The 23,712-nt window shown below is 41.4% G+C and carries 22 protein-coding genes; 10 read left to right on the forward strand and 12 right to left on the reverse strand.

The window, feature by feature from the left end; all coding sequences use genetic code 11:
• The first annotated feature begins 11 nt into the window (after positions 1–11).
• Positions 12–2,057, forward strand: coding sequence for an ATP-dependent DNA helicase RecG (recG, locus tag J2Y37_RS04635; RefSeq protein ID WP_349032027.1), 2,046 nt, complete (start codon positions 12–14; stop codon positions 2,055–2,057).
• A complete protein-coding gene (locus J2Y37_RS04640; protein ID WP_349032028.1) occupies positions 2,044–2,736 on the forward strand; it encodes a phosphoribosyltransferase family protein in 693 nt (230 codons plus the stop codon). Before recG ends, J2Y37_RS04640 begins: the two co-directional genes overlap by 14 nt.
• Here the strand turns inward: J2Y37_RS04640 and J2Y37_RS04645 are convergent.
• The gene (locus tag J2Y37_RS04645; RefSeq protein ID WP_349032029.1) at positions 2,690–3,085 is read right to left on the reverse strand and encodes an NUDIX domain-containing protein; all 396 of its coding nucleotides are present in this window, start codon (positions 3,083–3,085) and stop codon (positions 2,690–2,692) included. The two genes, J2Y37_RS04640 and J2Y37_RS04645, sit on opposite strands and share 47 nt — an antisense overlap.
• A gap of 382 nt (positions 3,086–3,467) precedes the next feature.
• On the opposite strand from J2Y37_RS04645, the gene J2Y37_RS04650 reads away from it, so the two are divergent.
• Together J2Y37_RS04650 and J2Y37_RS04655 are read left to right on the forward strand one after the other, a co-directional pair.
• Positions 3,468–4,484 carry a CorA family divalent cation transporter gene (locus tag J2Y37_RS04650; RefSeq protein WP_004673037.1) on the forward strand — a complete coding sequence of 339 codons (1,017 nt, stop codon included), beginning with the start codon at positions 3,468–3,470 and terminating at the stop codon, positions 4,482–4,484.
• Position 4,485: 1 nt separating this feature from the next.
• Positions 4,486–5,037: a hypothetical protein gene (locus tag J2Y37_RS04655; RefSeq protein WP_349032030.1), complete on the forward strand. Its 552-nt coding sequence runs from the start codon at positions 4,486–4,488 to the stop codon at positions 5,035–5,037.
• Between the two features lie 49 nt (positions 5,038–5,086).
• Here the strand turns inward: J2Y37_RS04655 and J2Y37_RS04660 are convergent, their stop codons facing one another.
• The 9 genes from J2Y37_RS04660 to dxs all read right to left on the reverse strand — a co-directional run bounded on the left by J2Y37_RS04660 (position 5,087) and on the right by dxs (position 14,646).
• Positions 5,087–5,374 (reverse strand): STAS domain-containing protein, encoded by a 288-nt coding sequence (locus J2Y37_RS04660; protein ID WP_349032031.1) that lies wholly within the window; start codon positions 5,372–5,374, stop codon positions 5,087–5,089.
• 11 nt (positions 5,375–5,385) lie between these two features.
• A complete protein-coding gene (locus tag J2Y37_RS04665) occupies positions 5,386–6,018 on the reverse strand; it encodes an ABC transporter substrate-binding protein (RefSeq protein WP_004673042.1) in 633 nt (210 codons plus the stop codon).
• A gap of 20 nt (positions 6,019–6,038) precedes the next feature.
• Positions 6,039–6,701 (reverse strand): outer membrane lipid asymmetry maintenance protein MlaD, encoded by a 663-nt coding sequence (locus tag J2Y37_RS04670; RefSeq protein WP_349032032.1) that lies wholly within the window; start codon positions 6,699–6,701, stop codon positions 6,039–6,041.
• On the reverse strand, positions 6,701–7,477 hold the full coding sequence (gene mlaE, locus J2Y37_RS04675; protein ID WP_005193730.1) for a lipid asymmetry maintenance ABC transporter permease subunit MlaE: 777 nt from the start codon (positions 7,475–7,477) through the stop codon (positions 6,701–6,703). Before mlaE ends, J2Y37_RS04670 begins: the two co-directional genes overlap by 1 nt.
• Positions 7,474–8,292, reverse strand: a complete 819-nt coding sequence (locus J2Y37_RS04680; protein ID WP_005193731.1) for an ABC transporter ATP-binding protein — start codon at positions 8,290–8,292, stop codon at positions 7,474–7,476. Before J2Y37_RS04680 ends, mlaE begins: the two co-directional genes overlap by 4 nt.
• 406 nt (positions 8,293–8,698) lie before the next feature.
• A complete protein-coding gene (locus J2Y37_RS04685; protein WP_241323614.1) occupies positions 8,699–10,714 on the reverse strand; it encodes a DEAD/DEAH box helicase in 2,016 nt (671 codons plus the stop codon).
• A gap of 432 nt (positions 10,715–11,146) precedes the next feature.
• Positions 11,147–11,719 (reverse strand): shikimate kinase, encoded by a 573-nt coding sequence (locus tag J2Y37_RS04690; protein ID WP_349032033.1) that lies wholly within the window; start codon positions 11,717–11,719, stop codon positions 11,147–11,149.
• Between the two features lie 41 nt (positions 11,720–11,760).
• Positions 11,761–12,591 (reverse strand): inositol monophosphatase family protein, encoded by an 831-nt coding sequence (locus J2Y37_RS04695; RefSeq protein WP_349032034.1) that lies wholly within the window; start codon positions 12,589–12,591, stop codon positions 11,761–11,763.
• A gap of 159 nt (positions 12,592–12,750) precedes the next feature.
• Positions 12,751–14,646, reverse strand: coding sequence for a 1-deoxy-D-xylulose-5-phosphate synthase (gene dxs, locus J2Y37_RS04700; RefSeq protein WP_349032035.1), 1,896 nt, complete (start codon positions 14,644–14,646; stop codon positions 12,751–12,753).
• A 304-nt stretch (positions 14,647–14,950) separates the two neighbouring features.
• Here dxs and ribA point away from each other — a divergent pair, with 304 nt between their 5' ends.
• The 5 genes from ribA (at position 14,951) to aroE (ending at position 18,224) form a co-directional block, all read left to right on the forward strand.
• Positions 14,951–15,553: a GTP cyclohydrolase II gene (ribA, locus tag J2Y37_RS04705; protein WP_004673058.1), complete on the forward strand. Its 603-nt coding sequence runs from the start codon at positions 14,951–14,953 to the stop codon at positions 15,551–15,553.
• Between the two features lie 93 nt (positions 15,554–15,646).
• Entirely contained in the window at positions 15,647–16,588 is a 942-nt protein-coding gene (gene hemF, locus J2Y37_RS04710) for an oxygen-dependent coproporphyrinogen oxidase (protein WP_349032036.1), read from the forward strand.
• A 112-nt stretch (positions 16,589–16,700) separates the two neighbouring features.
• Complete coding sequence (locus tag J2Y37_RS04715) at positions 16,701–16,973, forward strand: type II toxin-antitoxin system Phd/YefM family antitoxin (RefSeq protein ID WP_349032037.1); 273 nt, start codon at positions 16,701–16,703, stop codon at positions 16,971–16,973.
• A complete protein-coding gene (locus tag J2Y37_RS04720; protein ID WP_349032038.1) occupies positions 16,967–17,398 on the forward strand; it encodes a type II toxin-antitoxin system VapC family toxin in 432 nt (143 codons plus the stop codon). Before J2Y37_RS04715 ends, J2Y37_RS04720 begins: the two co-directional genes overlap by 7 nt.
• 37 nt (positions 17,399–17,435) lie before the next feature.
• Complete coding sequence (gene aroE / locus J2Y37_RS04725) at positions 17,436–18,224, forward strand: shikimate dehydrogenase (RefSeq protein ID WP_349032039.1); 789 nt, start codon at positions 17,436–17,438, stop codon at positions 18,222–18,224.
• A gap of 53 nt (positions 18,225–18,277) precedes the next feature.
• On the opposite strand, the gene J2Y37_RS04730 is transcribed toward aroE, so the two are convergent.
• On the reverse strand, positions 18,278–20,671 hold the full coding sequence (locus J2Y37_RS04730) for a hypothetical protein (RefSeq protein WP_349032040.1): 2,394 nt from the start codon (positions 20,669–20,671) through the stop codon (positions 18,278–18,280).
• A gap of 240 nt (positions 20,672–20,911) precedes the next feature.
• Here J2Y37_RS04730 and J2Y37_RS04735 point away from each other — a divergent pair, with 240 nt between their 5' ends.
• On the forward strand, positions 20,912–22,735 hold the full coding sequence (locus J2Y37_RS04735) for an acyl-CoA dehydrogenase C-terminal domain-containing protein (protein ID WP_349032041.1): 1,824 nt from the start codon (positions 20,912–20,914) through the stop codon (positions 22,733–22,735).
• Between the two features lie 46 nt (positions 22,736–22,781).
• Here the strand turns inward: J2Y37_RS04735 and J2Y37_RS04740 are convergent, their stop codons facing one another.
• Positions 22,782–23,444: a hypothetical protein gene (locus tag J2Y37_RS04740; RefSeq protein ID WP_349032042.1), complete on the reverse strand. Its 663-nt coding sequence runs from the start codon at positions 23,442–23,444 to the stop codon at positions 22,782–22,784.
• Positions 23,445–23,712: the final 268 nt, after the last annotated feature.

Raw genomic sequence — 23,712 nt, forward strand, 5'->3', positions numbered from 1 at the left:
CTTGATCAAATATGAGTTCAGTCCAGCAGTTACAAGGCGTTGGCGCTAGCGCAGCGACCCTATTAGAAAAGCTTCATATTTTTAGCACGGATGATTTATTGTTTCATCTTCCCCGTGACTATGAAGATCGTAGCACGATTATTCCGATGAATCAGTTGGTTGTTGGACGCAGCTATTTGCTTGAAGGTGAGGTCAGATCCGTCGATTTCCCACCGGGAAAGAAAAAATCCCTTGCCGCTTTATTGCAAGATGATTTCGGCAAAGTTACTTTGCGTTTTTATCATATCTATAAAGGCTTAACTGATCGTATCCAAATGGGTGCTCGATTACGCATCTTCGGTGAAGTACGCGTTGGTGCCCGTGGTTTAGAACTGTATCATCCCGAAATCCAAGTCATCCACCAGCATACTGCATTGCCGCAAACTCAGCTCACCGCGATCTACCCAAGTACTGAAGGTCTGACACAACCAAAGTTACGTGAATATGTCCGTCAGGCTTTGAAACATCATAGTGATGATCTGCCTGAACTGCTACCAAGTCAATACAGCAATGGCTATGAACTCAAACAAGCGCTACATTACATTCATGAACCGCCGATTGATGCCAATATGCTGCAACTCAATCAAGGCTCACATCCCGCACAGCAACGCTTAATCTTTGAAGAATTAGTGGCTCACCAGATTAGTTTACTTACTCGTCGTGCTTTTATTCGACAAATCGCCGCACCACGTTTTAGCAGCAGTAAAGTTCTGGCGAAAAAACTCTTAGAAGCACTGCCCTTTCAAATGACCAATGCACAAAAACGCGTTTCCAAAGAAATTTTACAAGATCTAAAACAAGATCAACCAATGTTGCGCTTAGTTCAAGGCGATGTCGGTGCAGGTAAAACCTTGGTCGCTGCAGTGGCGGCCTGTCACGCGCTAGAAGCAGATTGGCAAGTGGCATTGATGGCACCCACTGAAATCTTAGCTGAACAGCATTATTTGAACTTTAAACGCTGGTTCGAGCCATTGGGGATTCAAGTTGCATGGCTATCGGGCAAACAGAAAGGTAAAGCACGTACGCACGCCGAACAACAGATTAAAGAAGGACATTCGCAGCTCATCGTCGGCACACATGCGCTATTCCAAGACAATGTTGAATTTTCCAAACTTGGCTTAGTGATCATTGATGAACAACATCGCTTCGGCGTGGATCAGCGCCTTGCACTTAGAAATAAAGGCGTAGATCAATTTACGCCACATCAGTTGGTCATGACGGCAACCCCTATTCCCCGTACCCTCGCCATGAGTGCTTATGGTGATTTAGATACATCGGTTATTGATGAACTGCCACCAGGACGTACACCGATTCAAACCGTGACGATTCCATTAGATCGTCGTGAACAAGTCCTACAACGAATCGCAACCAACTGCCGCGAAGGTAAACAAGCCTATTGGGTCTGTACCTTAGTTGAGCAATCTGAGACCTTAGATGCTCAAGCCGCAGAAGCCACCTATCAGGAAATCAGAGAACGTTTTCCAGATATCAACATTGGTCTAGTACATGGCAAAATGAAAGCTGATGAGAAGCAATCGGTCATGCAGGCCTTTAAAGACAACCAACTACAACTGCTGATTGCCACTACCGTCATCGAGGTCGGTGTGGACGTTCCCAATGCATCGATTATGGTGATTGAAAATGCAGAACGTTTAGGACTTTCTCAGTTACATCAACTCCGTGGACGAGTTGGACGTGGTGCTACTGCGAGTTTTTGCGCATTATTATACAAAGTACCCTTGTCACAAAATGGTCAGGAACGGCTTTCTATTTTGCGTGAAAGTAACGATGGTTTCGTGATTGCTGAAAAAGACTTAGAAATACGGGGTCCTGGCGAGCTATTAGGTACCAAACAAACTGGTGATATGGGCTTTCGTGTTGCACGATTAGAACGTGATGACCACCTACTAACTCAAGCACACTACGTTGCGGAACAGATTTTAAAAGATTACCCACAACACGCAGCAGGCTTACTCAAACGCTGGTTACCTAAAGCACCGCGTTATGCCTATGTTTAAATCCCTCAGTACACACGCCCAACGACTTTTTGATTATGTGACGCCATGTAGTCTATGTGAGGTCGGCATCAAACAACATTTCGGTGTTTGTCAAAGCTGTTGGCAACAATTGCCGTGGTTAAAACAACAAATCCAACGCAATCACCAACAAGTGTATGTCGCTTGTCATTATGACTACCCGATCAATCGGATTATTCAACAATTCAAATATGAACAAAAATTACAGCATCAAAGATTATTAAATGGTGTGTTGCTACAGCTCAAACTGCCAAAAGTCCACGCCATCGTTCCGATGCCCATTTCAACCGATCGCTTAGTGGAACGAGGTTTCAATCAAACCCTACTGTTAGCCAAAGCGCTCGGTAAAACACTAGACGTTCCTGTTTGGCAACCGATACAGCGCTTGGCACAACATTCGCAAAAAGGATTATCACGCTTAGAAAGACTGGAGGATATTGAACAGCAGTTTGTTGCCAAATCATCCAATACAATTTGCTATAGAACAGTGCTGATCTTAGATGATGTGATGACCACAGGCAGCTCTATCACCGCACTTTCTCAGGCTCTAGAACAACTTGGCTGTCAGAAGATTTATGCCGTATGTCTCGCAGCGGGACAAGTAAAAGACCATCCTAGCTCATTCGATTTTGCTGACACCATGGAATCACCACTTCGCTAGTCAACGGTGCTAACAACGTTGCTTGGTCAGTCAAATCGATCCATTTCATCTCAGCAATTTCGGCTGCAATCTGTGGCTTTTGTTTTAATTGAACCGAATAAACATAACTCACCAAAATATGATCTGGCTCATTGGCAGCCGCTGTTTCAAACTGCCCAACAAATTGTTTAATCTCACATTCACAACCAATTTCTTCTAAAATCTCACGTTGAATCGCAAGCTCGGGGGCTTCATTTTCTTCTAATTTACCGCCGACTTGCATAAATGCCTGTGTATTCTGTTTACGAACCAATAATAATTGATTCTGATCGTTCAAGATAATCGCGGCAGCAACAGTAATTGTTTTCAATGAGACTTCCTCGAACATGAGTTTCAATAGCAGGCTGCTATTCTAGATCTCGAAAATGCAGAAAACAACCCAATAAACATGCATGTTCCGCAACGCTATCTTTTCCCTTATTAAGTGACTTTCTCCCCCTTATCCCAGCACTAAAACTATTTAAGAATAAACCAAATCATGACTACGTGTAGAATGAGCAAAAGAATAGATGAAACTCTCAGTAATAAAATTGTTTTATCCAATTGTCATGCTGCTAAAGTAAGCTACAAAACATGTTTTTTGAGAAAATAACGTTTAGGCAAGTGTTTTTCGTTTCATCCTTGTCTAAAATACACGCTGACTTTCTGTAAAATGCAGAAGGCCTTATATTGACTGCGCGAGGAAAAAAGACATGCTTGAAGCCTTTTATGCCACAGAGCGCGGTAGTCTAGAAGATGCAACAATCAATGGTGGATTTGATCTACACCCAGAGTTGGTTTGGATTGACCTAATTGCGCCCTCCCAAGAAGAACAACAATGGGTTCTCGAGGCCTACGATCGCAATCTACCCACCCTAAAATCACTTGAAGACATTTCCTCATCAGCACGTTTTTATCGTGATGATGAAGGTATTTTACATATCAGTACTTACTTTCTCACCAAGAACAAAAATTTCCAGTCAGATCGAGAACAAGAAGATCTTGAAAATACCCTTGCAGCCACCGTACATACAGTTGCTTTCTTACTTGAGAAAAACCGACTCATCACACTCCGTGGTGAGAAATTAGTCGCATTTCGAGCATTTCGAGCAAGAGCGAGACGTAATGATTATGAGATGGACTATAAAGATCCAGTTTGGATTTTATTAGGCTTATTGGAAGCTAAACTAGATGAACTTTCAGATATCTTAGAAGACACCCACCGTTATCTTGAAGAGTACTCCGCAGAAGTCCTGAATGATCATCACCGTGAACAAATTCTTGATCTTGACGACATGATCACAAACCTCGCGCATCAAGAAGATATGTTGGGAAAAGCACAACTCTGTCTTACAGACTTACGTCGTGTGTTGTCTTTTCTGTCACGTCCACGCGCCTTGGGTAGCCATATATATGATGCAGATATTCGAGAAATGAGTGAGGATGTTCGTTCTTTACTAGAACATAATGCATTTCTGTTCCAAAAGCTTAAATTCTTACTGGATATCACTACAGGTTTTGCAAATACTGAAATGAACGAGACCTTTAAACGTTTCTCAATTTTACCAAGTATGCTTGCGCCACCGATGTTAATTGCCAGTATTTATGGCATGAACACTGATGTTTTGCCTTTTGCGCAAGGAGATACCAGCTTTTGGATTGTGATTACATTGGTTTTAACATTTTTAACTGGACCAACACTTTATTTCCGCTGGAAGAAATGGATTTAGCATGAAAGGCAACTCTCTTTTTTTGAGTATGCCTATACTAGGATCGATTCTATTCCTCCCAACAGCTTTTGCCTGTGCACCGCATTCACCAGATGACGTGTTTATTGCACGTCTTCAAGCTGTTCAGAAGATAGCATCTACAGATTATTACCACTTAACAATAAGTAATTCCCGTTTTATCTTCCAAGGCTTTAGAACATGGATAATGCATTCAAAGCCGAAACAATGGCAGAGTCAGTTCCCACTTAAAAATATAAAAAAGAATGATTTAATCATTGGCTTAGCCTACGCCCCTGATCAAGCTAAACCACACAACTATACTGTGGCTTCTTTAGCACGATTACATTGTCAAAATGATATTCTGTCTATAGGCCAGCCAATTGTACCGTTCCTAGCGTGGAACCGAAAAAATAATAATTGTCATGATGACCACCCCACATCCATCAAATTACTAGATGGTTTTTTAGCATACGATCAATCTTATTATCTCAAAAAATTACACACAAAATACCCAACTTGTCAGGCTCTTTTTTCAGCCTTTCCAAAATCATAAATATAAAAAAAGAGCTTTATTAAAAAGCTCTTTTTCGATTCATACAATATCAAATCAAAATAAGGTCATCTTCTAAATGACAAGCTTGGATGATTTTCAGCATTTTCTCAGGAACATTTTTAAAATGCAGCCCTTTACTTTCAGGGGTTTGACGCAACCATTGCACCAATACAGCGAGAGACAAGGTGCTGCCCTGTTCAAGCTGAGCAAGATCAACAATCAAAGGAAAATGCTGATGTTGTTGAATATGCACTAAGCCCGATTGGTAAACCTGCTCTGCATTTTCAAAATCAATCGTCTTAGGAACGATAAGTTGCTGATCAATATACTGAATCACCCTTCACCTACTTATTTTTTAGTGACTGCTGCATCTGCATCAGGTTTAAAAGTTGCAATCGCTTTATTGATGTCACCACCATTACGCTGAACCGTAGCAGCAAACTGATTACGGAATTGCAAACCTAAGTCGATCCCCGCCACATTCACATTACGGATTTTCCATTGATCGCCTTTATCAATCAATTGGAACGATACTGGAATCTTTTCACCATTGTTTAAAAAGTCCAAAGTCACAACTGGATTTTTGCTGTTGCTGGCTTTATAAGGACGCATGGTATAGCTTTGATTTGTGTATTTAGCAAAGGCACTACCGTAGTTTTCAATAATCACTTCACGGAAGTTTTTCTCAAACTGAGCACGTTGCGCTGCATTGGTATGCTGATTATTGGCATAAGTTCCTAGCACGATACGTGTAAAAGCTTGTGAATCAACAAACGGATCAAGGTTTTGACGAATAATCGTATTAACTAATTGAGGATTATTTTGCAACTTTGCGTGATCTGCTTTTAATCGAGTGACCAAACCATCTGCTACACGTTTAACAAAATCAGGTGGCGTCTCTGTCGGCGCTGCAAATGCTGTAGTTGCAAGCATGGCTGACAATACGCTTGCCGTTAGAGTTTGTTTCAATAATGTGTTCACTTTAAAACTCCTAAATACGATTATTCAGCAAAAGATGGTTCGGCATCTGACGGTGTTGCTGAAGTTTCAGTGCCCGATGCAACTTTGCTCGCACCGCCACCCGTAATAAACTTACTGATTAAATCTTCTAGATCCATTGTACCTTGGGTATTTGAAACCACATCACCACGTTTTAAGTAGTCCACGCCACCACCTGGAATGACTTTCAAATATTTCTCACCCAATAAGCCATTGGTTGCTACCATTATATAAGCATCTTCATCGAGACTAGTAATGGAGGTCATGTTACTGATCAGTTGCTGTTCCATTGCTTTTTGTTTCGTCTCATCTGCTTGTTGATAATCAGAACTGTAGTGCAATTCTTCAAGCGCATTTTGCTGTACGACTTTTAATTGTTCTGTATTAAAACTGGTGAGCTTACCATCCAAAACAAATTTGACCGTTGCAAGGCGCGAGACTGGATCAAGCGTAATGGATTCAACACGACCAATCGTCACACCACTCATGGTGACTTTTGCACGCGTCTTCAAACCATTTACGTTGTCAAACTGAGCCGTCATACTATAACTGTCACGTAGGTTGGTACCTACCAAGCCGCTGACTTTCATCGCAAGAAAAAATAAGGCAATACCGAAGATAATGACAAAAACACCAACGGCCAGCTCACTAATACGTGATTTCATTAAATCCCTCCGAACATGACCGCAGTCAACACGAAATCAAAACCTAATACACAAAGCGAAGAATATACGACTGTTCTGGTCATAGACGTCGCAATACCTTCGGGCGTTGGATCACAGGCATAACCTTGATACACCGCTACCCATGTACAAATTAGAGCGAAAACAATACTTTTAATAATGCCATTTACAACATCGTGCCCAAACTGCACACTACTTTGCATACCACCCCAGAATGAACCTTCATCCACACCGAGGAAATCGACGCCGACCATTTTGCCACCGATAATACCAATCGCAGCAAAAATCACAGTTAACATCGGCAAACTCACAATCCCCGCCCATAAGCGTGGAGATACAATCTGACGCAGTGGATCAACACCAATCATTTCCATGCTGGCGAGTTGCTCACTCTGTTTCATCGAGCCAATTTCAGCCGTCAAAGCCGAGCCTGCGCGTCCTGCAAATAATAACGCAGCAACCACGGGTGCAAGTTCACGCAGCAAAGTTAAAGACACCATCGTGCCTAACATGGACTCACTACCGACATTGACCAGAATCGAGTAACCTTGCAAACCCAAGACCAAACCGATAAATAAACCAGAAACAGCAATGATCAATAAAGACATCACCCCGACACGATGCATCTGATAAATAAAACGTTGAAAACCACCTTTTGATGGCATCGAAAATAAAATTTGCAGGAGCATCAGTGACGCAGCACCAATCCCCTTTATTCGCTCAATAACGAGTCTACCTAACCAGGCAATCGTATTCATGGACGAACCTCGTTATCTAAATATGCTTGGTGAGTAAATTGATATTCGACAGGCCCCTCAACCGAACCTGTTAAAAACTGACGTACAAATGGTGAAGCATGTGTTTTTAATTGTTCAGGTGTACCTTCACCCTGAATTTTGCCTTCTGCAACCACATAAATGTAATCTGCAATCGACAAAGTCTCTGCCACATCATGAGAGACGATAATCGTGGTTAAATCTAATGCTTCTCGTAATGAACGAATCAAACGCGTCAAAATCCCTTTCACGATCGGATCTTGGCCAGCAAAGGGCTCATCATACATAATCAATTCAGGATCAAGTGCAATGGCACGCGCTAAAGCAACACGGCGATTCATCCCGCCTGATAGTTCTGTAGGCATGAGTTGTTCAGCACCGCGTAACCCTACAGACTCTAGCTTTAATGCCACCAACTCTGCAATCAGGTGCTCAGGCAACTTGGTGTGTGCTCGAATCGGAAATGCAACATTTTCATACACAGACATATCTGTAAATAATGCGCCACTTTGAAATAACATTCCCATACGTGCACGTGCAGCGAACAACTCAAGACGTGACATTGATGCAATATTTTTACCATCAAGTAAAACCTTACCTTGATCAGGACTAAGCTGTCCTCCAATCAAACGTAATAAAGTGGTTTTACCTGTACCAGATGGACCCATAATTGCTGTGATTTGACCACGTCGAATTTTTAGGCTGATATCGTCATAAATGACGCGGTCTCCTCGATTAAAGCTCAAGTTTGTAACTTCAATTAAGGCTTCAGCATCGAGAGGAGATTTGTTATTCATAATGGCATTCATTCCTGCACTTTTTATGCACGCATACTATACACCGAAAGATTAAATCGTTGTTTTTATTTTGATAAGGGATGTATCAAGATTATTTAGTTTATGTAGTTATTCTTTGAATCAACTTCGCTGGTCGTTTGGTGAAAATTTGCATTTAAACGATCAGGATTACTTTGATCAAAAACTGCATAGGCAAAAAATAAACCATTACACAGCATCATAATGACAAAAAGACACGGCAGTCCTTCATTACAGGTAAAAGCCCATATTTGATTTAAAAAGCTGTTGTTTTGTTTCATCCTATTCATTTCTTATTCAAAGTTTGAACTAGTGCACATTTTTATTATTTTACATGACTATGCATAAATAAAAAAGCCAGTTTTTCAACTGGCTTCTTTTTTATCAATTAATAATCGTTTTTCCGACGACGGTCACCACCGAAGCCACCTTCACGCGGTGCTGCTGGGCGATCACCAAAATCACGTTTCGGACGATCTTCACCACCGAAAGTACGTTTTGGACGATCTTCGCCACCGAAAGTACGCTTAGGACGGTCTTCACCACCGAAAGTACGTTTTGGACGATCATCACCACCAAAAGTACGTTTTGGACGATCATCACCACCAAAGCTACGTTTAGGACGGTCACCAAAACCACCTTCACGTGGAGCTGCTGGACGATCACCAAAATCACGCTTAGGACGGTCACCAAAACCACCCTCACGTGGAGCTGCTGGGCGATCACCAAAATCACGCTTAGGACGGTCACCAAAACCACCCTCACGACGTGGTTTATAGTCTACACGGTTACCACGGTTATCATCATTTGAGTCAAAACGCGGTTTATCATTGAAACCACCTTCACGGCGTGGTGGACGATCACCAAAATCACGCTTAGGACGATCATCTACAGCACCTTCACGGCGTGGACGATCTGAATTAAAGTCGCGGCGTGGACGATCTTCGCCACCGAAGCTACGTTGTGGACGATCACCAAACCCACCTTCACGGCGTGGTGGACGATCACCAAAATCACGCTTAGGACGATCATCACCATAAGATGGACGATCACCACGTGGTTTATCATCAAAGCTACGACGTGGACGGTCATCACCACCTTCACGACGTTTGAAGTTGCTTTCGCCTTCAAAACGACGACCGCCGCCACCATTGCCGCTACGACCACGACCAGCACCGCCACCGCCATTACCACTGCGACCGCGACCACCACCATCACGACCTGAACGAGCAGGAGGTGGAGATGGCTCTAAACCTTCGATTTCAGAAACACTTAAACGTGCATCTAAATAATCTTCTAAAGCACGGATTTTACCGCGCTCACGGTAAGTCGCTAAAGTAATTGCTTGACCTGAACGACCTGCACGACCTGTACGACCGATACGGTGCACATAGTCTTCATTTTTCATTGGTAAACCGAAGTTAATCACGTGAGAAATGGTTGGTACGTCTAAACCACGCGCTGCAACATCAGTTGCAACTAAGATTTTTGCACGACCTTCACGGATACTACGTAAACGACGGTTACGAACTGTTTGTGGCATTGCACCGTGCAACGCAACTACAGAATGACCCGCTTCAGCTAACTCTTCAGCAAGCATATCGGTATCTTCTTGCGTGCTTGCAAATACAACTGCTTGATCTACTGATTCATCAGACAACCAATGCGTAAGTAATTTTTTCTTGTGCTCGAAACCATCAGTCCAATGCAATGTTTGAGTAACATCAGTATTGGTACTGTGACCAGTTTCGATTGCGATACGTACAGGGTTATTCATCATACGTTCAGCAAGACGAATAATACGATCTGCAAATGTCGCAGAGAACATTAATGTTTGTTTACGATTTGCAGCTAATTCACCAATTGCTTCTAGATCTTCAGAGAAACCTAGATCAAGCATACGGTCTGCTTCATCAACGATTAATGATTCAACTTTATCTAATTTAATTTGACGACGGTTAACAAGATCAAGCAAACGACCAGGCGTTGCAACGACAACTTGCGCACCTTTAAGCTGTTGAATTTGTTTACCAAAAGGCATACCGCCCATAATCGCAGCAATACGAACACCTTTCATGTGACGTACCAATGCAATCGCATCTTGACTTACTTGTTGTGCCAACTCACGAGTAGGAGAAATAACTAAAATCGTAGGTTGAGTCACTGCTTTCATACGGTCTTTAAAAGAAGCAAATGCTTCTTCGCCCGCTAAAGAGTTAAGTGTAGGCAATAAAAATGCTGCAGTTTTACCAGAACCTGTCTGGCTAGAAACCAATAAGTCTTTTCCTTCTAATGCAGCAGGAATTGCTTGTTCTTGTACAGGAGTTGGGGTAGTAAAACCTAAACCTTCAAGCGCTTGTTGTAAGGTTTCATGTAATGAAAATTCGGCAAAAGTTTTGCTCATAGAGAGTTTCACCCTTGTGGGTGCTCCATTTTAATAAATACAAAAAATAGACATCGGCAACAGGCGGCAAAGCGACTCAAGCTGAAAATAAATGAGATTCAGCGGCGATCCGAATAACGACGATGTGGACTAAACGCACGCTTGATTACTGCTTCAACCTGAAGAATCGCTAAGCGATTTGGGCGCAAGATGTGGTCCTCTCTATGGACAGCGAGCGCAAAATATGAATAGAACAGAATGTTCAGGTAATGAACTGGAATTTCAGTGCGTGGGCGGAGTATAGCAGAAAGTTTAAGAATGTCACGCTTTTTAATTGTTTTCCCTATTAAGTTGTCTTTATTTATCGCCTAACAAGCTATTTTTCAATAAAAATAAGCCATTTATCAGTTATTTAATTAATATACCTTATATACTTTATTTATCAATAAATACTTAGCATCGTGTTTCCAACACCACTTTAACTTTTTGAGCGACCCGTTCAGGCTTCTCGTCTGTCAAAACAATTCGACAACCCAGCTTAGAATATAGCTCAAAGCGCGCTCTAATTTTTAGTTCTTCTTTTTCAATAACAGGATTTAAATATGTTCGGTTCATCTGCCTAGTTAAAACCTCTTTCACACACGTCTCCAAATCCAATGAAGGCAACAATAGAAAAGTAAAAATATGGTTTTCTATTTCATCTTTTACTTTTATATAGTTTCGATCAATATCGCTTGGATAAGCCATAAACCCCGATGAGCACACAATGATCGTTATTCTATTCACATGATATTTTGCTCGGAGCGCTAAAAATAATTGAAAATTACGCACCGCATATTTCTTATAACCATGTTCCACAATGAATTTAGCAATGTCCCCTTCAATTTTCATAAAATACTCATCTAAATCATAACAATCAAATCCCGACTGAAATGCGAGTAATTTTGCTGTTGTCGTCTTGCCAACTCCACCGGGACCAATAAAATAGATCAGCAATTTATTTAACCTTATTTTCCAATCTCGCATAAAAAAGCCCTCAAAGTTTGAGGGCTTTCCAGAAATTCGAATTATTTTGCAGCAACACCCCAAGCAGGAACAACTGCTTGCATCAATGGTTTTAACATTTTCAATGAACAAGCAATCACTTGGCCATTTTCAAATGAGTCATTACCACCACGAGCATCAACCATCGCACCGCCCGCTTCTTTCACAATCAACTCACCCGCAGCAATATCCCACGGTTTCAAGCCTAGCTCAAAGAAACCATCAAAACGACCCGCTGCAACATAAGCTAAATCTAAAGCAGCAGAACCTGCACGACGAATTTGTGCACCCGCTTTAGTCACAGCCAATAATGAAGCAAAATGCTGTTCGGCATACGAAATGATTTCTCCATCACGTTGTGCACGGAATGGATGACCAACAGCAAGCGAGGTATTTTCTAAAGTTTCACTTGTATTCACACGGATACGACGTTGATTCATGACCGCGCCGCGACCGCGACTTGCAGAGAACAATTCATCACGTACTGGATCGTAGATCACACCGTGTTGCGTTACACCTTTGTGTTGTACAGCGATAGAAATACAGAAATGCGGGAAACCATTAATGAAGTTTTGTGTGCCATCTAAAGGATCAATAACCCAACACCAATCAGCGTCGTGCCCTTTACCTTCTTGAAATCCAAACTCTTCACCATGAAAACTATGGTTTTTATAACTTTTACGGAGAGTATCGATAGTAAGTTGTTCCAAGTAACGGTCAACACGCGTCACTGGACCATCAATGCCTTTATCTTCAACTTGTAAATCGAGTTTATGACGATTTTGATGTGCCTTTAAAAGCTCTTGACCAACTGTTTGAGCCGCACGCGCAGCCATAACCACCATAGGTTCCATTGAACACCCACTACAAATTTCGAAGATTTTGACAAAGAATAATGCATAAAAGCGCCCGCATTCTATCAAATCTGAGCACTTTTAGGGAAAAAATGTTGCTAAAAATTTAGTGGGCAATTGCCATTATCAAATGCACTTGCATTTACTTGGTTTTATTGATTAAAACCAAGCTTTTTCAATTGAAGTCAAAATACCTTGACTATCTAAGCCACAGTCTTGCAACATTTGTTGATGTGATGCTTGAAGTAAGAATGTATCTGGCAGACCCAAATTCAAAATTGGTTTAACAATTTTAGCCTGTGCCAAAAATTCATTTACTGCACTACCCGCACCTGCCATCACAGCATGCTCCTCAACCGTGACAAAAAGCTGTGTGTTATCAGCTAAATCACGAATGATTTGTTCATCAAGCGGTTTAACAAAACGCATATTGATGACACGGATACCGATTGGATGTTTATTTGCAAATAACTCTGCGGCTTGGACTGATGCTGTTACTCGACTACCAAAAGCCAAAATACTGATCTGTTGTGCTGCATCTACATTAAATTCAGCTACGATCTCGGCTTTACCAATCTCTAAAGCAGTCATTTTCTCTTGAATATCGACACCCACACCTGCACCACGTGGATAACGAACCGCAGTCGGTCCATTGTACAGGTAGGCGGTATGTAGCATTTGTCGACATTCATTTTCATCTTTTGGTGCCATGATTACCATATTTGGGACAGTGCGCATAAAGGCATAATCGTATGCGCCAGCATGCGTTGGACCATCTTCACCGACTAAACCTGCACGATCAATACCAAAAGTCACATCTAAATTTTGTAAAGCAACATCATGGATCAATTGATCATAACCACGTTGCAAAAAGGTTGAATAAATTGCAACGACTGGTTTTAAACCTTCACACGCCATACCTGCTGCTAATGTCACTGCATGTTGTTCTGCAATTGCAACATCAAAAAAACGTTCAGGATATTGCTGGGCAAACTTCACCATGCCCGATCCTTCACACATTGCTGGAGTAATCGCCAATAAACGCTCATCTTGCGCTGCTTCATCGCACAACCACTGCCCAAATACATCTGAATATTTAGGAGGTGATTTTTTTATTGGTGCAGATGCTGCTGGTGCAATTTTAGTAATCGCGTGATAGGTAATTGGATCGGCTTCTGCAGGTGCAAAACCTTTGCCTTTTTTAGTATAAACGTGAACTAAACGCGGACCTTTTCGTTTTTTTAATGCATGGAACACTTGCGCGAGTTGCTCGACATCATGACCATCAAATGGGCCAAAATAGTCAAAACCAATCGCTTTAAATAAATTATCTGCTGCATCAGTTGCGGATTGATGTAAGCGTGAGTTATAGGTCCATTTCGGATGTGGCTGAATATAGGCTTCACCCAACTCATTCACATTGACGAACTGACCTGACTCCCAAATCGCGGCTAGGTGTTTGGCAAAACCACCTGTGCTGCATGAAATCGACATATCATTGTCATTGAGGACCACAATCAAATCTGCATCATGAGCAACTGCATCGTTCATGGCTTCAAATGCCATACCCGCTGTCATGGCGCCATCACCCACAATCGCCACCACATCACATGGATCTTTTTGGTATCGACGAGCGAGTGCCATTCCCAAGCCAGCAGAAATTGCCGTCGATGAATGTCCTACGCCAAAGGTATCAAATTCAGACTCTTCTCGCGCTGGAAAAGCAGCTAAGCCATTTTTACTGCGAATTGTTGTGATTTGCACACGGCGACCAGTTAAAACTTTATGCGGATAAGCTTGATGCCCCACATCCCAAACCAAACGGTCTCTTGGTGTATTAAAGCAATAATGTAAGGCAACAGTAAGTTCAATGACGCCTAGATTTGCGCCGAAGTGACCACCACTCTGTCCTGCTGCATACAAAATATATTGACGTAACTCATCCGCCACTTGTGCGAGTTGGCTTTGCGCGAGCTGTCGTAACTGTTGTGGATGATCAATTTCATCTAACAGTACCGTCACAGGACGTTGAGTTGGAATTTCGGTATACAACATAATGTGGCAAAGCCTTTTTAAGCCTGGCAAATCCGAAGCTGGGTTAAATGGGGGCAATCATACAATTAAATAGGATCTACCTTCAATCAGCCACGTGTGCGAATGATGCAGTGCTGAACACTCTTATGCCAATCTAAAAGACTGACTCGCAGATTATCCTGAATTATGTCACTGTTTATCAACCATTATTGTGTGCTTTCTATGAAAAAGAAAAACTTATGTGAAAAATCAGAAATTCCGATTCACGCAATCTTCACACATTAAGCTATACTTTGATTGTTTTTATGATACGAGTGAGCTCTCTGTGCCAATTGAATTTATTGCAACATCAAAGCTACCAACTGCTTTTGGTGACTTCAATATTTCTGTGTTTCAAGACCCTGAAACGGGCGAAGAACATGTGGCGCTTTCGAAAGGTTTAGATACGACTCCAACACAACCAGTGCTAGTCCGTATCCATTCAGAATGCTTAACAGGTGATGCTTTCGCGTCGCTCAAATGTGATTGTGGCCCACAATTACAAGCCACACAACAGTTGATTAATGAGACAGGACAAGGCGTGATTTTATATCTACGCCAAGAAGGTCGCGGGATTGGTTTAACCAATAAAATCCGTGCCTATGCCTTACAAGATCAAGGTCACGATACCGTTGATGCAAATTTATTATTAAACCTGCCTGCCGATGCACGCCGTTATGATATGTGCAGCATCATGCTGGATCATCTTCAAGTCAAAGAAGTGAAATTGATCACCAATAATCCTTTAAAATTAAAAGCATTGACTGATCTTGGTGTTAAAGTGATTGAGCGTGTTCCGCTGACGGTTGGACACAATCCATTCAACGAACAATATTTAAAAACCAAACGTGAACGTATGGATCATCTTTATCAAAAGGATGATTTTTAAATCATCTTATTATAAAAAATAAAAATCCCTTACTTTTATTATGGATTTATGTTTTGATGTTACTAATTCCTAGATCACCTCAAGAGGATCATCATGCAGCATCCAACTTCAGCTGATATTCAACGTGTACGCGAGTTTTTACTCGATCTACAAGCACGAATTTGTGCAGGACTAGAGCAACAGGAACGTGCAGGCGGCGGAACCGCTGAGTTTATCATTGATGATTGGCAACGAACCGAAGGTGGCGGTGGTCGCTCACGGGTTTTGCAAAATGGTGAAGTGATTGAAAAAGGTGGTGTGATGTTCTCCCACATCAATATCAGTAAACTCCCCGCCTCAGCAACTGAACGCCATCCACAAATCGCAGGTGCAAAGGCTCAGGCTTTAGGTGTGTCACTGGTCATTCACCCGAAAAATCCAAATATCCCAACCTCACACGCCAACGTACGCTTATTTGTGGCTGAGCCTGAAGGGCAAGATCCTGTTTGGTGGTTTGGTGGTGGCTTTGACCTCACGCCGTTCTATCCAGATGATCAAGACATTCAAAACTGGCATCAAACGGCGTATGAGCTATGTCAGCCATTTGGGGATGAGGTTTATGCCGAACACAAGCAATGGTGTGATGATTATTTCTACTTAAAACATCGTGATGAACAGCGTGGTGTAGGTGGTCTGTTCTTTGATGATCTCAACCAATGGGATTTCGAAACTTGTTTTAAATATATGCAAGCCGTAGGTAATGGTTATTTAGAAGCGATCCTACCGATTTTTGAAAAGCATCGTGAACAACCATATACCGAAGCGCAACGTGAATTCCAACTGTATCGCCGTGGTCGTTATGTTGAATATAATTTAGTTTATGACCGTGGCACTTTATTCGGCCTACAAACAGGTGGACGGATTGAATCCATCTTAGTCAGTTTACCGAATCTTGCAGGTTGGTCTTATCGCCCTGAGTGGGATGCAGATTCGATCGAAAAACGCCTCACTGATTATTATTTAAAACCGAGAGATTGGTTGGGATTGCAAAAGTAATAAAGTTCATTTATCCCTAGCTTGTTGAGCTAGGGATTTTCATCTTATGATGTAGACATGCTCACACATAAAAATGTACAATAATAATGTACAATAAAAAAAGGGTAATAAAATGTCACATATCTCGTTTACTCAAGCCCGGGCTAACCTTGCCAAGTTAATTCAACAAAGCCAACAAGGCGAAAAAGCGTTTATTGCCCAACATGGTCATACTTCTGCTGTCCTCTTATCTTATTCGGATTATCAAAAATTACATGGTACACCTCAAGACTTGATGCAGGCTTGGGAAGCTTGGCATCAACAGTATCGTCAAGGATTAAATAATGAAATAACAGAGTTTCAACCCGAACGTGAAAATAGTTTTGGGCGTGAATTTTCATGGTAAATCAAATCAGTTATTTACTGGACACCAATACGATCTCTGAGCTAGCAAAACCACAACCCAATTCAGAGGTTTTACGACAGTTTTATGCTTCTCAGCATGAAATTGCGATTCCAAGCATTGTTTGGCATGAATTACGTTTTGGTTGGTTAAAAATGGCAGATGGGCAACGTAAGCAACTGATTGCTGCCTTCTTACATGATGTCGTGAGTTTAATTCCAATTTTGGATTACGATGCACAAGCAGCAAAAATCCATGCTGAGATTAGAATTCAAACCCAAAAAGTGGGTGCAAATATCCCCTTTGTCAATGGACAAATTGCTGCTATTGCAATGGCCCAAGGCTTGATTTTAGTCAGCCGAAATACGAAGGATTTTCAAGCCATAGATGGCTTAAGGCTCATCAACTGGTTTGCAGAAACCCCTTAACCCTTTAGATCATCCTTTTGATATTGGCGAATCACTCATGACCAAACAATTTGCTGTAATTGGAAATCCAATTGAACAATCTCGCTCACCTGAACTACATCATGCTTTTGCAGCAAAAACTGGCGTTGATTTAAACTATAAAAAAATTCTTGCGCCTTTAGATGGTTTTGAAACGACGACTAAGACATTCTTTACTCAAGGTGGCATCGGCATGAATGTCACCGTTCCTTTTAAAGAACAGGCATTTGCATTGTGTGACCAACTCACAGAACGTGCCAAGATTGCAAAAGCAGTAAATACAATATGGATGCAGGATGGCAAACTCTACGGCGACAATACCGATGGTCAAGGGCTCGTTGCTGCGATCCAAGCACTTGGTTGGAATCTTAAAAATAGCCGTATCTTAATCTTGGGTGCTGGTGGTGCAACGCGCGGCGTGACCTACCCATTGGTACAGGCAGGCGCAAAAAAAATTGTTATTGCGAATCGTACCCTAGCCCGTGCTGAACAACTGGTCAATGATTTAAAAGATGCAGTACCACAAGCTGAACTTACAGCAATTAGCCTAGAACAACTCGCTGGTGAGTTTGATTTTGTGATTAATGCAACTTCGGCAAGTTTAACAGGTGAGACCTTACAACTACCTGAAAGCCTTGTGTTCCATCATGCTTATGAAATGGCCTATGGCAAGCCCTCTAGCTTTCTCGATCAAGCCCAAGCACGTCAAGTTCCATCCACTGATGGGTTTGGTATGCTAGTTGGACAAGCAATCGAAGCCTTTTATATTTGGAACGCAGTTAAACCTGAACTAAAAGATTTCTTATAAATCCATCTCCAAAAAAGAACCTGCATCATGCAGGTTCTTTTTTGTGCTTTGAATTATTTAACCGTTAACATCTTTTGATAAACATCTTTAAAGATTTCATAATCAATAAACTCATCATGATCAACCTTTAAGTTTTGAATCGTATTCAAGGTCAACTTGTTTTGGCGTGCTGCCACATACACTTGCCCTAAAATATTTGCAGTCTGCTCAAGTAAGATTTTTTCCTCACTTGAAGCACCATTCTCACGTTCAAATTGAATTTGATATTGTTTAGAAAATAGCTGTTGTGGCTGCTTATATTGTGCTTGTAGTTTCTTCCATGCTTGGCGATCTTTATCTCCACGCATCGCATCACTGACAATACGATCTACCGATTCGCCCAACGGATAATTGAACTGCTCATCGTCTTCTAGATGATGTTTCTTTTGTAACGCTTCTATCGTTGTAAGTGCCGCACCTTGAGGGTTGTATACCTCTTCACTTGAATACCAATAGGCATACACACTGGCTATTTCTTGCAACTCTTTGGTTGAATAACGCTGTACAACCTGTGGTGTGCTTTCCGTTAATTTGGCTATAAATACAGCTTTGTAGGTTTGTTCATATGATCGGGTTGCATCATAACGTTGTGCAGCAATCACTTTAAGCTGATCATCCAATGACAATGTATATGGCTGTGCAGCGCGCTCTACAATCCCTGCCTGACCCATTTTTTCAGTGAATCGGTCAATTGATTGCTCAAACATCGATCCCTTACTCACTTCCGACCATGTTTTGGCACGTTTTAATTGCGCTCGATCAATCGGTGTTGCTTTTCCATAATTCAAAACTTGCATATCCGCTTTAAGGTTCACACGAGATCGCAATTCTGGAGAAGTATAATTTAGATCATAGTCATAGTTAATCGCACGCCCTTTTTCATCTAAACTAATATCAATAAGGAATGGATTACGTTTATCTACAGGCAATGCTTGATTAATCTCAGTCTGATGCTTGATCCAGAGTGCTTTGAAGGCATGATCATCAATAAACTGAGCTTGGTTATAAACAGAGAATAACTCTTCCAAAGCGCTTAATTTCGCAATATAAGAAATTAGACCTGACGCATTTGATTGCGTTGGATTGAATACATCAACACCATGCATACTTTGGCAATATTGTGCATCGCCATAGGTGATTTTTGGATTTGATGATAAAGAATCACACTGCTCACGACTTAAACCACTTTCATAAGCAGCTTTTACATCAGACTCAGAACCATAGCCGCTTTCCGCTGCCGCCATTACGGCTTCGAGATTTTCTTCAGCAGTCGCATCACTGGTGTCATATTTATTTTCCCATGCAGCGGCTTGTGTTGCTTCCGCCGCTGCCATTGCTTCCAAAGCGGCAGCAGATGCATCCTCAGAAGCAGAGTCATAGGCATCAGCTTCATCCTCAACACCAAAATGTTGATTCACCAATTGATAAAGCTGCTGACTCACCACACTCGCATCATCAGATGCAGTTTTAGTATTTTTTGTTGAAGATGCTTTTTTAGACTTACTTTGAGCATCGACTTCATCTGCGATCAGTTTTTCTAAGCTCTGTTCATTCATATTTAAAATGCTTTGCATTAAATATTTTTCATTCACTTTGCTATATAAACTCGATTGCAAGAATGCTTCTTCAATCGTTGTTTTTAAGCGAATTTTCTCAACGACACCTGCCGCACGTTCTGCTGATGACACTGGCAAAGCCTGTATATTTTGCTGATCCGCCAAACGATAAAACACGCCACTTGATGCTTTGAGGTATTCCACAAACTTCTTGTAATCGACTTGCTTGATCAAACCTTGATACTTCGAGAAATCGAAATATGCCAAATTACTCTGATTTTCTTTATTGACCAAATACGGCATAAATCCAAAATAATTGACGTAAAACTTATGGTCGTTAAGATCGAGTACCATCGGTACTTTCGCCTGCACCAACAAAGTAGGTTTTTCATAACGCGCGGTTAGATTAAATGAACCCATTTTTTGACGATAATGCACTGAACCATCATATTCAAATTGCATATCATTCAAAATCATTGCCATGGACTGAATGACTTTATCCACTTTGGTTTGACCATATGAACTCTTGTCTTGTGCCAGTGCATCATACAAGGCTTGTTTCTGCTTGCTATTTAAATTGACTTTTTGATCTCTTAAATATTGCTCAACTTTTTGTTTTAATGCTGCATCTAATGGCGCTTGTGGACGAGTAGCAGCCTTATTTTGATCTAACTCAACATGAACATTAATTTTTCCGCGATAATCATAACTTGGGTATTCATACATCGCATTAATACTATTGATGGCCTTTTGCTCTAAACCAGCCGTACCAGTATTGGTTTTAATGACATGTTGTGAACATGCTGAAAGACTCAGCCCCAACAAACATAAAGTTAAATATTTTAAACGCATAGTTTTACCAACCACCTTTATATCATTATACTTTCAACTAAAAATTGACCCATTTTCATCATAAACATACGTCTAAAACTCAAATAAAAAAGGGACTTCCACCTTAATCACTGTTGTTCAAAATTCGCTTTTCTGACATTTTTTTCTAGTGGGCTTATCAATGTATTTGTGTCACTATTGTGAATAATCTAGAGTATCGAAACAGATAATCCAAAATGATTCAAATACAGGATTAAGATTATGCCAGCTTATAAAGCCCCACTCCGTGATGTTCGTTTCTTAATGAACGAAATGTTAGATTATCCAGCACATTACCAAACTTTAGCAAGTGGTCAAAATGCTGATGCTGAAACTGTTGATATGATTCTTGAAGGTGCGGCAGATTATTGCGAAAACGTACTTTCTCCACTCAATCAATCAGGCGATGAAGAAGGCTGTACGTTCAACAATGGTGAAGTCACAACCCCTAAAGGCTTCAAAGAAGCATATGACCAATTCGTCATGGGTGGTTGGCAAGGTCTTTCGTATCCTGAAGAGTTTGGTGGTCAAGGCTTACCAATGTCTTTGAATCTAATCAAATCTGAAATGATGGGAACGGCAAACTGGTCATTCACCATGTACCCAGGTTTGAGTACTGGTTGTATGAACACCATCATGCAATTTGGTACAGATGAGCAAAAAAACACCTACATGCCTAAACTGGTTGAAGGGACTTGGTCTGGTACGATGTGCTTGACTGAACCTCAATGTGGTACCGACTTGGGTCAGGTGAAAACCAAAGCAGAACCTCAAGCAGATGGTACTTACCAGCTTTCTGGTACGAAGATCTTCATCTCTGCAGGTGAGCACGATTTAACAGAAAACATTATCCACATCGTCCTTGCACGTCTTCCAGATGCACCTGCAGGTACACGTGGTATTTCATTATTCATCGTACCTAAATTCATCCCAACTGCGGATGGTGGCGTAGGTGAACGCAATACTGTTTCTTGTGGTTCAATCGAACACAAAATGGGGATTAAAGCCTCTGCGACAGCAGTATTGAACTTTGATAATGCAACAGGTTACTTGATCGGTGAAGTGAATAAAGGTTTACATGCAATGTTTACCTTCATGAACACTGCACGTATTGGTACTGCGGTTCAAGGTGTTGCTCACGCTGAACTGTCTTTCCAAGGTGCTTTACCTTATGCAAAAGATCGTATGTCAATGCGCGCGCTTTCAGGTAAAAAAGAACCTGACCGTGTAGCTGATGCGATTATTCACCATGCTGATGTACGTCGCTTGCTATTAACGCAAAAAGCAATTGCGGAAGGTGGTCGTTCAATGATCTACCACGCAGCTAAACTTGCTGACAAAATGACAGATGCTATCGCAAATGGCGATCAAGCGGCTTATGAAGCACATGATGACAAACTTGGTTTCTATACTCCGATTCTAAAAGGCTTCTTGACTGAGCTCGGTTTAGAATCCGCAAATAATGGTATGCAAGTGTTTGGTGGTCATGGCTATATCCGTGAATGGGGTATGGAGCAGATCGCACGTGATGCACGTATCTCAACCTTGTACGAAGGTACAACAGGTATTCAAGCACTTGATTTACTTGGTCGTAAAGTACTTTTAAGCTCGAAAGGTAAAGTTGTTCGTGACTATACTGCTGAAATCTTAAAGTTCTGCGCAACACATGCACGTAACAAGTACTTACGTCGTTTTGCTTGGGATTTGACTAAGCTTTGCGCACAGTGGAATACATTGACTGTTCGTATCATGCTTGCTGCACGTAAGGACCGTGACATCGTTTCTTCAGCTTCTGCTGACTTCTTGATGTTCTCTGGTTACGTGATGATGGCTTACTTCTGGGCGCAACAGGCTGTGGTTGCTTCTGAGAAATTAGAAGCAGGTAACGGTATCGAAACACCTGAATTCTATAAAGCAAAAATCAAAGTTGCTGATTTCTATTTTGACCGCTTGTTGCCACGTGCTCAAGGTCATGCAGAATCAATGGTATCGACTTCACGCACCTTGACTTCACTTGCACCAGAACACTTCAGCTTCGATTACTAATCGGATCTGTAAAAAAGAGCGCAATTTGCGCTCTTTTTTATCCACTTTAATCTATTTTTTTAAAGACATAGGCTTTTTGAGGGAATGGATATTCTTTAAAGAACTTCCGATTTTCGCCATTATTCCCATTCCAAAGTTTATCTAAATTTAATACCAAATCTTGATTTTGGTTAATTTCATAATACAAGCTAATGTTGGCAGCATCACAACGAACCATAATTTCACTCAGTTCTTCATGCGCATACCATTGTACATGTTTACAGGTTTGCTCGATCTTGGCAACGTTCTGAGAAGAATCTGCACCTAAGCGACCAAAACTGGTATTGATCCAATAAACCGAACCGTCTTCCAATAGATTCAGAATATATTCCGCTTCTTTCTCTTGATTCACGCAACCCGCAAAAGCATCGGTACATGGAATACGAGCATGATAACGCCCCACATAGGTCAGACTGGTTTCAGAAGGCTCTGTTAAGTTACGCTTCCCCATACCTGAGTACGGTAAAGTTGCTTGTCCAGCAACTTTAGTTAATGGCACACCATCATCGGTAAATGAAGACGGCTCATCTGGTACAACTCTTACCTCATCACTTGATTGCATCTGAATTTGTTTAGCGGATTCTGAATAATCACGATCACACGCAGTCAGACCGAAACTCAATACACATCCAACACTCACATACTGTAGTAACAACCACCTGAACTGCATATCCACAAATCTCTAACATCAACATCATTATCGACGAATCCAACAGGACTGCGCTCAATAGATCTAAAGAACATAGAATATATTCATTCTCTATGCTCAGATCAGGGACGCTTACCGACTGAAAGAACGACAATAAAACTGAATCATACGGTGACAAAGCAGTCTGCTTTAAGTCGGTGCATTTTAGGCGATACTGTTGGTTTTTCCAGCAGGATTTTACACAACGTAACTAATCTCTTATCTATTTAAACTTTAAAAAATGTATACC

Origin of the sequence: Acinetobacter sp. 3657 (assembly GCF_031456775.1) — a bacterium.
In the GTDB taxonomy this organism is placed as follows: domain Bacteria; phylum Pseudomonadota; class Gammaproteobacteria; order Pseudomonadales; family Moraxellaceae; genus Acinetobacter.